At 46.8% G+C, this 11407-nt stretch carries 12 protein-coding genes and 1 other annotated feature; of the genes, 2 read left to right on the forward strand and 10 right to left on the reverse strand.

The window, feature by feature from the left end; translation table 11 throughout:
• Positions 1–395: 395 nt before the first annotated feature.
• The 8 genes from trpA to AB5N96_RS05150 all read right to left on the reverse strand — a co-directional run bounded on the left by trpA (position 396) and on the right by AB5N96_RS05150 (position 7860).
• On the reverse strand, positions 396–1181 hold the full coding sequence (gene trpA, locus AB5N96_RS05115; RefSeq protein WP_499704860.1) for a tryptophan synthase subunit alpha: 786 nt from the start codon (positions 1179–1181) through the stop codon (positions 396–398).
• Positions 1178–2383, reverse strand: a complete 1206-nt coding sequence (gene trpB, locus AB5N96_RS05120; protein ID WP_499704861.1) for a tryptophan synthase subunit beta — start codon at positions 2381–2383, stop codon at positions 1178–1180. The genes trpA and trpB overlap by 4 nt, the downstream gene beginning before the upstream one ends.
• On the reverse strand, positions 2380–2991 hold the full coding sequence (locus tag AB5N96_RS05125; protein WP_499704862.1) for a phosphoribosylanthranilate isomerase: 612 nt from the start codon (positions 2989–2991) through the stop codon (positions 2380–2382). Before AB5N96_RS05125 ends, trpB begins: the two co-directional genes overlap by 4 nt.
• On the reverse strand, positions 2978–3766 hold the full coding sequence (trpC, locus tag AB5N96_RS05130; protein ID WP_499704863.1) for an indole-3-glycerol phosphate synthase TrpC: 789 nt from the start codon (positions 3764–3766) through the stop codon (positions 2978–2980). The genes AB5N96_RS05125 and trpC overlap by 14 nt, the downstream gene beginning before the upstream one ends.
• Positions 3763–4776: an anthranilate phosphoribosyltransferase gene (gene trpD, locus AB5N96_RS05135; RefSeq protein ID WP_499704864.1), complete on the reverse strand. Its 1014-nt coding sequence runs from the start codon at positions 4774–4776 to the stop codon at positions 3763–3765. Before trpD ends, trpC begins: the two co-directional genes overlap by 4 nt.
• A complete protein-coding gene (locus tag AB5N96_RS05140) occupies positions 4760–5335 on the reverse strand; it encodes an anthranilate synthase component II (RefSeq protein WP_204590134.1) in 576 nt (191 codons plus the stop codon). The genes trpD and AB5N96_RS05140 overlap by 17 nt, the downstream gene beginning before the upstream one ends.
• Entirely contained in the window at positions 5332–6687 is a 1356-nt protein-coding gene (gene trpE / locus AB5N96_RS05145) for an anthranilate synthase component I (protein WP_499704865.1), read from the reverse strand. Before trpE ends, AB5N96_RS05140 begins: the two co-directional genes overlap by 4 nt.
• 62 nt (positions 6688–6749) lie before the next feature.
• Positions 6750–6951 (reverse strand) — a binding site (T-box leader).
• A gap of 84 nt (positions 6952–7035) precedes the next feature.
• Positions 7036–7860: an ABC transporter substrate-binding protein gene (locus AB5N96_RS05150; protein WP_499704866.1), complete on the reverse strand. Its 825-nt coding sequence runs from the start codon at positions 7858–7860 to the stop codon at positions 7036–7038.
• Positions 7861–8012: 152 nt separating this feature from the next.
• On the opposite strand from AB5N96_RS05150, the gene AB5N96_RS05155 reads away from it, so the two are divergent.
• Both AB5N96_RS05155 and AB5N96_RS05160 read left to right on the forward strand, forming a co-directional pair.
• Complete coding sequence (locus AB5N96_RS05155; RefSeq protein ID WP_392455721.1) at positions 8013–8585, forward strand: GNAT family N-acetyltransferase; 573 nt, start codon at positions 8013–8015, stop codon at positions 8583–8585.
• A 110-nt stretch (positions 8586–8695) separates the two neighbouring features.
• Complete coding sequence (locus AB5N96_RS05160) at positions 8696–9679, forward strand: ring-cleaving dioxygenase (protein WP_204590130.1); 984 nt, start codon at positions 8696–8698, stop codon at positions 9677–9679.
• Positions 9680–9716: 37 nt separating this feature from the next.
• Here AB5N96_RS05160 and AB5N96_RS05165 read toward each other — a convergent pair whose 3' ends face one another.
• Positions 9717–10175, reverse strand: a complete 459-nt coding sequence (locus tag AB5N96_RS05165; RefSeq protein WP_499704867.1) for an antibiotic biosynthesis monooxygenase family protein — start codon at positions 10173–10175, stop codon at positions 9717–9719.
• 15 nt (positions 10176–10190) lie between these two features.
• Entirely contained in the window at positions 10191–11366 is a 1176-nt protein-coding gene (locus tag AB5N96_RS05170; protein ID WP_499704868.1) for an aminotransferase class I/II-fold pyridoxal phosphate-dependent enzyme, read from the reverse strand.
• Positions 11367–11407: the final 41 nt, after the last annotated feature.

Raw genomic sequence — 11407 nt, forward strand, 5'->3', positions numbered from 1 at the left:
CATCATGCGCGACGACCACTAGATTGGAAGATTCCAATTTAGACTCTTACAACTCTTATCCAGAGTTAGTTCGGGGGACACTAGCAGCATAGGGATGTAAGGGCCAGTATCGTTTCGATGATTTGGACCAACGTCTTTTACCAATAGAAAAAGAGTCCGATACTCTGGGGAGTGTCGGGCTCTTTTGTGTGGTTTTCTAGAAAGATCTTAGGAGATCAGGGCTTGCAGATGAAATTAGTTTCCATAACATGACTCAGGGCACACAAATGAATTTCGAGGGCACAGAAACGCTCGCTCGAGAAACAAAACAACTCACGCAGGTCACAAAAACAGCCGCCCATGGCACAAACCCCCGAGCGATCCAAGCCCTTGCTAGAAAGACCTTAAGAAATCAGTTAAACCTCTGCTCGCACAGAACGCGCTGCATCGATTAGCGCGAGAATTGCGTCACGGTCACCCCGGTGCAGTGCGTCGACTACAAAGCTTCCGACGATTACGCCATCCACGACCTCACTTAATTGCTGTACATGCTCAGGAGTCGAGACACCAAAGCCTGCCATCACTGGAACTGGGCTCACAGACTTAAGTGCAGCAAGATGCTTAAATGTCTCTTCTGGCAGCGACTGGCGTGTCCCAGTGATGCCGTTCACCGTTACAGCGTAAACGAATCCCTGGGAAGCTTTCGCAATCCGTTCCACACGTTCGCGCGGGCTCGTTAAACTGACTAATTGAACTAAATCGATTCCAGCAGGTTCTAGTACACCAGACAAAATCTCGGATTCCTCGAGTGGAAGATCAGGTACGATGACACCTGCAACACGCGCTTCTTTGGCCAAGTTCGCAAATGTATCGAGCCCGAGCTGTAAAATAGGATTGAAATACGTCATGACCACAAGTGGAAGAGTGATGTCGCTCTTTAGTGCCTTCACAGCCTCAAGAACGTCGCGAAGCGTAGTTCCATGGGCAAGTGAACGAAGGCCAGCTGCTTGGATGACTGGGCCATCTGCGACTGGATCGGAAAACGGAATGCCTAGCTCGACCGCTGTTGCACCCGAATTCTGCAAGAATAGCAGTTGTTCCTTTAACACGTCGAGTCCTCCGTCACCCGCCATGATATAGGGGATGAACGCAGTTTCTCCTGCCTCCACGCGCGACTGGATTGCTTTTGTTAATCGACTCATTCGTTTTCCTCCTTACTAGCGAGTGCTTCTCGGATTGTATGCACGTCTTTGTCTCCACGACCTGATAAACAAATGACGACATGATCATCTTCGGTTGTCGTTGGGAGGAGGACGTCTAGGTGAGCAAGTGCATGTGCTGATTCAAGTGCCGGAATAATGCCTTCTGTCTGGGCGAGTAGTTGTAGAGCTGTCAATGCTTCTTCGTCCGTCACAGACGTGTACTCGACGCGACCGAGGTCGTGCAGGTAACTATGCTCGGGTCCGATACCCGGGTAATCAAGGCCTGCTGAAATCGAGTGAGCTTCTTGAATTTGACCAGCTTCATCTTGTAAGAGGTGCATCATGGCACCGTGCAATACGCCAACTTTCCCACCAGTTAAGCTTGCTGCATGTTTCCCAGAAGCGACCCCGTGACCAGCTGCTTCAATACCAATTAACTTTACATCGGAATCATTGATGAACGGATAGAACATACCCATCGCATTACTACCACCGCCGATGCAGGCGAGAACGTGTGTAGGTAACTGCTCGAATTGCGCGAGACTTTGGCGCCGTGTTTCTTGGCCGATTACGGATTGGTAGTCTCGGACAATTTGCGGGAATGGGTGAGGTCCTAGAACTGACCCCATGATGTAGTGCGTATCGTCCACATGTGTGACCCAGTAACGAAGAGCCTCGTTGACGGCGTCTTTCAGCGTACCGCTTCCTTGTGTAACTTCGACAACTTTAGCACCCAGCAACTCCATCCGGAAAACGTTCAACTGTTGTCTACGAATGTCTTCTTTTCCCATAAAAATCGTGCACTCAAGGCCGAACAACGCACTAACAGTTGCAGTAGCAACGCCGTGTTGGCCGGCACCAGTCTCAGCAACGACTTTCTTTTTCCCCATGCGTTTTGCAAGGAGGGCTTGTCCGACTGTATTGTTGATTTTGTGCGCTCCTGTATGGTTTAAATCTTCACGTTTCAAATAAATTTTTGCTTTGTCATAATGCTTAGTTAAACGTTCTGCAAAATATAAAGGATTTTCACGCCCGACGTACTGTTCCAGATAATAGCGGACTTCTTCGTTAAACGCTTGATCTTTTTGCGCGTCAAGGTAGGCTTCTTCAAGTTCTGCTAAAGCGTGCATGAGCGTCTCTGGAACGAATTGGCCACCGTAATTTCCGTAGCGACCTTTTACTGGTGCTGTATAGTTTGTCATCCTAATTCCTCCCGTACGGCGCGTATGAACGCCTTAATTTTATCGCTGTCTTTTCGTCCGTCAGTTTCTACGCCACTCGATACATCCACCATAGCGGGCTGTAAATCTCGTACGGCTTTTCCTACATTTTCTGGCGTCAATCCACCTGCTAGAATGAAGGGTCTCGACGTTGATACTTGATGGAAGTACGTCCAATCAAAAGTGTGACCGGAACCTCCTCGGTGTGTCGTACCTGGTGCATCCACGAGTACGAGAGGAGCGGGGCTTGCAAACGCACGCTCCAAATCTTCTTTTGAACGGATTGAAAATGCTTTAATCACGGGTACTTCAATGGCATCCAGTAATGTGTCGGGTTCATCCCCGTGCACCTGCACGTAATCGAGAGGAACGGCTTGTGCCGTGGCATTGATTTCTTCGGCAGTCGCGTTCACAAAAACCCCTACTTTTTTGACAGGGAACGGAATAGCTTTCGCAAGTTCAGCGGCTTCTGATAGCGTGATTTGGCGCTTGCTCGGGGCGAATACAAAACCGATGGCATCTGCCCCAGCAAAAACTGCAGCTTCCACATGTTCCGCCTCTTTTAATCCACAAATCTTAATACGCGTCATGAACGACCCTCCCGACCTGGAATGCTTGCAGCGCTTCTTCCACTGAATCTGCGCGAACCAATGTCTCACCGACGAGTAATCCATGGGCACCACAAGCACTTAGGCGTTCTGCATCTTGCGGGGAGACAATACCGCTTTCACTAATGAGGTGAACGTTCGCAGTAGCAGGAATTTTCCGTGCCAGCCGTTCCGTCGTATCAAGAGACACTTCGAAAGTACGAAGGTCTCGATTGTTTACGCCAATCAATTGAGCACCTAGATTTAGAGCGATTTCCAATTCTTCTTCGTCGTGCACTTCAACAAGTACTTCAAGGCCAAGACGAGTCGCATAATCGTAGAGTGCGTGTAGTGCATCAACTTCTAGTGCTGCAACAATCAATAAGATGATGGACGCTCCGTGGCTATACGCGGCATCGATTTGAATTGGATCGACCATAAAATCTTTGCACAATACTGGAAGATCGGTAGAGTTTGCTACTTGCGTCAAATCCTCAAACGACCCTTGGAAATACTCGGTGTCCGTGAGAACCGAAATCGCAGCTGCACCACCTGCAACGTAGCGGCTGGCTTGCGCCACAGCATCAAGGTTCGGATGTATCAACCCTTTTGAAGGGGAAGCGCGCTTAATTTCAGCAATCACTTCAAGGCGATTCGAATGCGTGAGTGTATTCGATAATTTTTGGCGTAATGGGATGGATCGCTCCGGTAAGACTGTTGTTTTCAGTTGTTCTACTTCTTTATATTTCGTTGCGATGATTGTATCTAGTATTGTCATGACGTTACCTCCACAGCTGTTGGGTAATGCAGCAATTGATGAAGTGCTTTGCCGGACTGAATGCTCTCCCGCGCAGTTTCAATTCCTTCTTTGACAGAAGATGCAGCTCCTGCAGCAAACAATGCGAGTCCACTGTTTAACAGTGTCGTATCCAAATAAGCTGAAGGCTCGCCATTTAATACAGCCCGTAAAATGTGTGCGTTTTGTTCTGCGTCGCCACCTGCAATCGCTTCACGTGGAAGTGGGGAGAGCCCGACCTGTTCTGCAGTAAGGGTGTGCGTCATGATTTCCGAATCGTGCAACACAGTATAGCGCGTTGTGCCATCAAGAGAAGCTTCATCAAGACACCCTTCACCCGTTACAATGACCGCCCGCTTTCTTCCAAGAAGACGTGCCGCTTCAGCCAGTGTTTGCTGGTAGTCCTCACGGTACACGCCAATTAATTGATGCGTTAACGGATACGGATTGGCGAGGGGGCCAATCAAATTGAAAAGTGTTGGTTTTCCGATTGCTTTTCGAATCGGTTGCAGAACCCGCATCGCCGGATGGACATCCGGTGCGAATAAAAAGGTAAGGCCTGTCGTCTCAAGGAGATGTGCGCTTTCTACCGGTGTAACAGTAAGTTCTAATCCGAGAGCAGCTAATACATCGGCACTTCCTGAACGGCTAGAGATGCTCCGGTTGCCATGTTTAGCGACACGGACTCCAGCCCCTGAAGTGACAAATGCAGCTGTTGTACTGATATTGAAACTTCCCGATTGATCGCCACCTGTCCCACACATATCGAATACCGGGAAGGGAACAGTAGGATAGGATGTCGCACGTTCCATCAAGGCATCCACAACACCTGCAAGTTCTTCCGCCGTTTCTTGCCTCGCGTGAAGAGCCAGCAAGATATCTTTGATCAACTTCTCCTCTGCATCTGCTTCAAAAAATTGACCGGCGAGTTGTTTCATCTCCAATCGCGATAAGTAGTCCCCTTCTAGGATTCGCTCATAAGTAGCTTTCACTTCGCATCACTCCTTGTAAGTAATTGGCCAAGCGTTTTCTGCCGTCCGGTGTTCCGATGGATTCCGGATGATACTGCATCCCGACAATGGGTAACGTGCGGTGACGCATCTCCATCAATGTCCCGTCTTCTTGTGCGAAGCTGACAGGTAGAAACTCTTCTGGAAGAGTCGTTGCATCGACAGCTAACGAATGGTACCGCATCACAACACCGCTTTCTTCTTGAGTATCTGCATCTTGTAAGCGTGAGGTCTTGCCATGAAAGATTTGCGGAGCTGAGATAATGGCTGCTCCAGTGCAAAGTCCCATTAACTGATGCCCTAGACAGATGCCGAGGAACGGGTAAGTAGTATGGAGCTCTTTGTAAATATTTTGCGTGACTGTATAGTCTTTTGGGTGGCCCGGGCCAGGAGAAAGTACGATAGCAGTTGGGTTCATTTTTTGGATGGACTCCACTGTCAACGTGTCGTAGCGCACCACTTCGACTTGCTCTCCGAGTTCTTGAAAGTACTGGGCCAGATTGTACGTAAACGAATCGTAGTGATCGATCAAGAGAATCATTGGAACACCTCCAGAAGAGAGCGTGCTTTGTGTAACGTTTCTTCATATTCTTTCACGGGGTCTGAATCGTACACGATACCAGCACCGGCTTGGATTGCGATGGAACCTTCAGAGATGACCGCTGTACGAATTGCTAGGGCAGCATCTAAATTGCCACTCGCGCTCAAATAGCCGACTGCTCCTGCGTAGACACCGCGCTGCGTCGTCTCAAGTTCATTGATCAACTGCATTGCTCGAATTTTTGGTGCGCCCGAAACGGTACCGGCTGGCAGACACGCTGTGAGTGCTTCAAGTGGGTGGATGTTTGAAAGTAGCTGTCCTTCGACTTCCGACACCAGGTGCATCACGTGTTGATACCGCTCGACTTGCTGATATTTTGTGACTTTTACACTGCCAGCTTTACTAAGGCGACCGACGTCATTACGTGCTAGGTCTACAAGCATGTCGTGTTCTGCGCGTTCTTTCGGGTCTTGCCGCAAATCTTCTTCAAGCGCAAGGTCAAGTTCCGGCGTAGCGCCTCTTGGTCGCGTTCCAGCAATCGGGTTGGACTGCAAAACACCTTCAGAAACGCGTACGAAACTTTCCGGTGAAGCCCCAAGTACAACTGCATCCCCGAAGTCGATGTAAAACATATAAGGGGAAGGGTTGACGCGTCGTAACTTTCGGTAATAGGCGAAGGGTGTCTGATTAATGGAAGCAGAAAGTCTTTGCGACAATACAAGTTGAAAGATTTCCCCCTCATAAATCCATTCTTTCGATTTTTCAACGTTCGCTAGAAATTCGTCTTTTGTGATGTTGGATGTAAAGTGAAGCGGCGTCGCTTCATCGGGAAGCTCAGTCGTGGGCGTCTTTTGTAATTCCGCAACCACTTGCGCCACTTCGTCTTCATTTCCATTGCTGTTTAGTACGGTTACCGTATGCGTCTGATGATCGTAGACGACGACTGTTGGATACCACAGGAAATAGATGTCTGGTAATTCTCGTGCTTTCGGAAGTGGGTGGCCTGTTGGTTCTGTATGCCCTAGCACTTCATATCCTACGTAGCCGATTGCCCCTGTGGAAAAGGGGAAAGGACCTTCGGGAAGTGGAGGGGGAAGCAACTGTTTCAGAAGCGTCATCGCGTCTCCATGAAATTGATCAGTCGCCCCACTCAGTAAGTCTTTCACAGTCAACTGGCCTTTTTCCCCACAATACATCGTGGATGGGGAAGCGCCGATAAAGGAATAGCGACCGGATTTTTCATGCTTCAAAGAGCTTTCAAGCAAAAACTTACGGTCGCCTTGTAAGCGGTGGTAGATAGAAATAGGGGTTAAAGAATCTCCATTAAGAGACTCGTGCACATAGTGTGTCATCTGGACTTGGCTCCTCTCATAGGAGCAGAAAATGAAAAAAGCCCTCCACAGGCAAAAAGCCTGCAGAGGGCGAACGGTTCGCGGTACCACCTCTGGTTTCGAGTTCAAAAACTCGCTCCAGATCTTGTAACGGGGATCATCCGTTCTTCCTTTTCAGAAGACTCTCCAAAGTCCATTCCAGCTGATGACATGACCGGCTTTCAGCGATGACCGGCTCTCTTTGACATGTCGCGTCAGTGTACTCTTCTTTGTCGAGGATTTCTCATCTCTGCTCTCTCATCTCAACTCTGCTCTAGGGCGATGGCGGCTCTCCGGCATCTTCTACCCATCCCGAACAAAAAGTTTTGTTTATCTTACCTTCTTTACTGTGTCGTTGTCAATGATGAAGGATTCATCATTTTCAAAAAGTTTCTTAAAATAGTGTGCGGCTTCCGTCATTTTTGCACCGTACCAGAACATTTCCCCGTCGACTAACACGGGCTTAGAAGTTGATGTGAACTCTGCAAATTCCTGTTTGTGTTTCTCGGCAAATGGAAACGGTTCAGATGCGAGAAGTAGATAATCCGGTTTGAGTTCTTCAAGTAATTCAGGTGTGATTTCAGGATAGCGTCCATCAAGAGGCTTTGCTGCATTTTGGAATCCAAGTGCTTCTAACGTTGCTTGGATATACGTAGTATCACCGACTGCCATATATGGTTTGCGCCAGATCATATAGAGGACAGATGGCTGTCCAGAAACTTTAGGTAGTGAGTCGAAAGACATGCGCGCTTCTTGCTCAAGTTTGGTTGCAGCAGGTTGCGCACCGGACACTGCTCCAAGGTCACGAATCAGACGGTAAGAATCTTCAATCGTCTGGACCTCAAACACGACGACAGGTGCGATTTCTGAAAGAAGCTCTACCGTTTCTTTTGTATTTTCCTCTTTTTCAGCAAGGATCAAGTCAGGCTTTAAAGCGCGTACTTTTTCGATGGAAACATCTTTCGTGCCTCCGATTGAAGGAAGTGTCTCCACCTGATGTTTTGGGAAAATGCAATATTTTGTACGGCCGACTACTTGATCCTGAACGTTCAATGCAAAGAGCGTTTCGGTAATGGCAGGACAGATTGAAACGATTCGCTGTGGAAAAGTAGGAATCTGTAATTCCCTATCTAAATGGTCTTTAAACAGTTTCATCGAAAAAAACACCTCTTTTATGTTTAAGTATAACGAATATCGGGTAAACATGTCGTGGTGAGGATTTTTATCTAGCCTGATTTTTCCTCAACTTGTACGCTGCAAAAAACAAAAATCTCCGGGCAATGAAAAATTCGAAGGAGCTAACAACAATGAACTGGTATACAAAATTGAACCAATACTTTCCTGTAGAAGAAATGAAGTCACGTGAGCATATGGAGACGTTGCTAGAAGAAAAAGGCAAGGTCTACCGCAAAGATGAGGGGCCAAAGCATGTCCTCATGTATGTGGAATTTAAAGACTTTATTTTTGTCGACTACTTGTTTGTTTCAAAAGAAGCACGCGGAGAAGGTCTTGGGAAGAAGTTACTCGAAAAACTAAAAGCCACTGGTAAAACGATTCTATTAGAAGTTGAGCCTGTGAATTATGAAGATACAGATACTGAAAAACGTTTACGTTTCTATCAGCGTGAAGGATTTGTCCATGCGACTCAAATTGGATACAATCGTCGTTCTCTAGCAACTGGCGAGAACACAGTGCTTGAGATTCTTTACTGGACGCCTGAACCACGTGATGAGAAAGAAGTGTACGAAGCGATGAAATGGACGTATGAAAATATTCATACGTACAAAGATGAAGAATTTTATGGGGAATCGTATGATCCAACCAACAAAGTTCTCACGTTCCTTACTGAAAAACGCGATTCGATTTTAGATGATAACTAAGAGTCTTTAGCCCATTCTATAGGAATGGGCTTTTTAGTAAACAAATATCTTGAATTCAAGATAATTACGTCGTATACTAAAATCAGAAAGAAACACAAGGAGGAAAAATCATGAATGAATTAAAAGGAATCCACCATGTTACAGCGATCACGAGCAGTGCGGAGAAAAACTATGAGTTCTTCACATATGTGCTCGGGATGCGTTTAGTAAAGAAAACAGTCAACCAAGATGATATCCAGACGTATCACTTATTCTTTGCAGATGACCGCGGTAGCGCAGGAACAGACATGACGTTCTTTGATTTTCCAGGAATTCAAAAAGGGTCTCACGGAACGAACGAAATCTACCGTACATCATTCCGTGTTCCAACGGATGCAGCATTAGAGTATTGGGTGAAACGATTTGACCGTCTAGGTGTGAAAAATCAAGGAATTGAAGAACTGTTTGGCCGTAAAGTTGTAAAATTTGCTGACTTTGACGACCAGCGTTATCAATTGATCTCAGACGAAACAAATAGTGGAGTCGCTTCCGGTACTCCATGGCAGAACGGTCCGATTCCACTAGAGTTTGCGATTACAGGATTGGGTCCGATTGTGTTCCGCTACGACCGCGTCGACTTCTTAAAGGAGATGCTAGATAAAGTACTTGGTTTCCGTGAAATCGCATCTGAAGGCGATTTGACGTGGATGGAAGTAGGGGAAGGTGGAAATGGGGCTGCGGTCATCATCGAGAAGAACGTCGTGTTACCACCAGGTCGTCAAGGTTTCGGTACGGTTCACCACGTGGCGTTCCGCGTTGAAGACCGGGACGCATTGAATTTCTGGATTGACCGTTTGAACCAAGTGGGTATTCCGTCATCTGGCTATGTCGACCGATTCTATTTCGAGTCATTATATGCACGAATCGCACCACCGTTATTATTCGAGTTTGCGACAGATGGGCCAGGATTTATGGATGATGAGCCATATGAGACTTTGGGAGAGAAGCTAGCATTGCCACCGAAGTTTGAAGGCCGCCGCGAACAAATCGAAGCGTTAGTTCGCCCGATTGATACGGTGCGTAGTACGAAGGATATTCAAAAAGAATATGAGTAATAAAAAGCCGACCTCGCGTGATGCGGGGTCGGTTGTTTTATTTTGCGCTATACGTAGTAACAAAACTAGGTCCATCAAAAATTGCTGGACGTTTGTCGATGCCCTCGTCAGTACCGCGTTTTGCGTGTGCTTTTGAATAGGCTTGTGATGATTGCCAATCCTTGAAATTCTTCTCGTCTTCCCATTCCGTCAATATGATGTATGTGTTGGAATCCATTGGGCGCATCACGCGAATCGCGATAAATCCTGGTTCGTCTTCAATCGCGCGAGCGCGGTTCATGAAGCGTTGTTCGAACACGGGGCGACCTGCTTCCGTCACAGGAATATTATTTAATACGAAAAATCCTTTATCAGAAAGCTCTCCAGACGAATCAATCACTTCATAGCCATGCCCCTCTAGTTCTTGCAGAGTTTCATATTCGTTAATATAACGTTCTGTTTCGCCTTTTAAATGAAAACCGCTCACTTGCGGTGTATCTGTCAAATAAATGTACATACCTAAACTTCCTCCTTATCCAACTTCTATCGGTTGGAGAGTTTTTAAAGCTTCGAGTGCTTCCTTCAATACTTCAACATCTTTAACTAAGGCAATACGCGCAAACCCGTCACCTTCTGTACCAAAGATAGATCCAGGTACCATGACGACTCCTGTTTCACGCAATACGTGGAACACAAATTCTGTGTCTTTCATCGGATACGGATACGCTGCCCAAATGAACATACCACCGTTTGAAGGTGCGACTTTCCAGCCGAGTTCTTCAAGTCCTTGTCGCAATACTTTGTGACGTTCTGAAAATACGTGGCGCAGATTATCAGTGATTTCCTCTGCGTGCGATAGGGCTGTGATGGCTGCCTCCTGAATCGGTTCAAAAATTCCATAGTCGAGATGAGATTTCAAGCTTTTGATTACAGCAATCAATTCAGCATTTCCTGCGATGTACGCAATTCGTGCCCCAGCCAGACTAAAGGTCTTTGATAGAGAATTAATTTCAAGCCCCACTTCTTTAGCTCCAGGAGTGGCCAAGAAACTCTTCGGTCCGCTTCCATCAAAATAAAATTCAGCGTACGCAGCGTCATGGACAACAATAATATTGTGCTTTTTCGCAAACGTGACGACGTCTTTGAAAAACGAATCACTTGGCAAAGCCGGTACTGGGTTGCCAGGTAAATTTAAAATCAACAATTTCGCTTTATCTGCAATTTCATCAGGTATCGATGCGATGTCCGGTAAGAAACCGTTCTCTTCATCAAGTGAAAGGTAGTAAGGTATTGCACCGGCTACATGGATGCCTGCATCATATGCGACATATGCGGGATTGGTTGTCAGGACAATATCGCCTTCATTGCAAAACGCAAGAGGGAGGTGGACAAGACCTTCTTGTGAACCCATTGTCTGAATAATTTCAGTTTCGGGGTCTAAGGAGACGCCCATACGATTTTTGTAATAGGTTGCGACCGCTTCATAAAAACGTGTAGTCCCAGTCAATGTATAACCATAAGAAGTGGCAAGCGCACTTTTCTCTGAAAGAGTCTGACGGACCGCTTCTGCTGGTGGGAGGTCTGGGCTGCCAAGGCTCAGGTCATAAACAGGTAAGTCATTTGAGGTGCGGACAGCCGCGGCTTTTTTTAGTTCTCCAAAAATTGATGTAGGGAAGCGTTCCATTCGTGTTGCAGGTTGAACATTCACATGCGTCACTCCTTAACTGATTGGATAAAATACCTTTTCAG

Source organism: Chryseomicrobium imtechense (assembly GCF_041475995.1).
Taxonomy (GTDB): Bacteria; Bacillota; Bacilli; order Bacillales_A; family Planococcaceae; genus Chryseomicrobium; species Chryseomicrobium aureum.